Origin of the sequence: Roseateles sp. (genome assembly GCF_049240545.1) — a bacterium.
Taxonomy (GTDB): Bacteria; Pseudomonadota; Gammaproteobacteria; order Burkholderiales; family Burkholderiaceae_C; genus Paucibacter_A.
The window spans coordinates 1-1,205 of record NZ_JBMLSK010000357.1 but is presented as its reverse complement, the minus strand read 5'-3'; the positions used below and the strand labels follow the sequence as shown (position 1 = coordinate 1,205).

Genomic DNA, 1,205 nt, shown 5'->3' with positions numbered 1-1,205 from the left:
TCGGCCGAGCACCGCTACGACGACCTCAACGGCCTGTGGTTCCAGAAGGCCGAATCACGGCTGTACGTGCAGGACGCCGACACGCGCCAGTTCGCCACCGAAGACCGCAACACCGCCGCCGACCGCACCCGCACCAGCCGCTACCGCGAGAAAGTGGTGGGCCTGTCCACGCAGTTCGAAACCTCGCTGTCGGGCGCGCTGCCGCAACGCCTGAGCTACGGCATCGACGCCAGCCGCACCGAGATCACGGCGGTGCGCGACGGCACGCCCAACCCGAGCGCACCGCCGCCTTTTGGCGAGACCTTTCCTGCCAAGCCCTTCCCCGACACCGACTACACCCTGGCCGGCGCCTTCGTGCAAAGCGAGATGGAACTGCCAGGCGTGGCAGGACTGCCCGGCCGCCTGACGATCATCCCGGCACTGCGATTCGACAGCTTCAGGCTCAGCCCGTCGACGGACGGCTACAGCGGTGGCGCTGTCGTCGGCCTGTCAGACAGCGCGGTCACGCCCAGGCTGGGGGCCGTCTGGCGCGTCGCCGATGCCTTTGCCCCCTACGCCCAATGGTCGCGCGGCTTCCGCGCGCCAACGCCGGGGCAGGTGAACAACGGTTTCACCAACGTAGCCTCGGGCTACCGCAGCGTGGGCAACCCGAACCTGTTGCCCGAGACCGCACAAAGCCTGGAAGTGGGCCTGCGCGGCAAGGCCGGTGGCTGGCACTGGCAGGTGGCCGCCTACGACAACCGCTACCGCGACTTCATCAGCCAGGAAGCCGTCAGCGGCGCCGGCACGCCAGCCGATCCGACCATCTTCCAGTTCATCAACCTGGCCCAAGCGCGCATTCGGGGCGTGGAACTGCGCGGCGAGTGGCGCCTGTCGCCCGCCTGGAGCCTGAACGCCGCCACCGCCCTGACCCGCGGCACCAGCACCCGCAACGGTGTGGCCGAGCCGCTGGACAGCGTGGAGCCCGCCCGCACGGCGCTGGGCCTGCGCTACCTGGCCGGCGCCTGGGACCTTCGCGCCGATGTGCTGCACACGCAAGCCAAAACGCGCGACCGCATCCGCGCCGCCACGCCCGCTGCCTTCGCGCCCGAGGGCTACACCGTGCTCGACTTCAGCGCGCGCTGGCAGACAAGCCCACGCTGGACGCTCATCGCCAACCTGAACAACGTCACCGACGCCACCTACTGGCGCTGGAGCGACGTGCG

The 1,205-nt window shown here is 70.0% G+C and carries 1 protein-coding gene; it reads left to right on the top strand.

Annotated features, from left to right (window positions below; genetic code table 11):
* A partial coding sequence (locus ACOVRJ_RS21605; protein ID WP_422045881.1) for a TonB-dependent receptor occupies window positions 1-1,205 on the top strand: 1,205 nt, incomplete at both ends.